The following is a 226-nucleotide window of genomic DNA, read 5'->3' as shown; positions in this document are numbered from 1 at the left end:
TCTGGGGCAATGATACCGATAGTTTTTTTGTTTATGACCCAAAGAAAAAGCGTTATTACTCATCTAATATCAATGAAGTAAATACCAGTGCGATTTTAGATGAAATTACGATAACTGGTGCTATACATGTTGATAATCGCTGGCTGGTTTCCACATCAGAGGGGGTATTTGAGTTTGATATAGCTACAGAAAGCTATACACCTCTTTATCTTGGACAATATATAGA

Annotated in this window: 1 protein-coding gene; it reads left to right on the top strand. The window is 35.4% G+C overall.

The annotated features are described in order from the left end of the window. On the top strand, window positions 1-226 hold a 226-nt coding region (locus A6E06_RS19455; protein ID WP_141677023.1), incomplete at both ends, for a hypothetical protein.

This window comes from Aliivibrio sp. 1S175 (genome assembly GCF_001690985.1).
In the GTDB taxonomy this organism is placed as follows: domain Bacteria; phylum Pseudomonadota; class Gammaproteobacteria; order Enterobacterales; family Vibrionaceae; genus Aliivibrio.
Note: the sequence above shows the minus strand (reverse complement) of the source record. Positions and strands in the feature narration are given on the sequence as shown.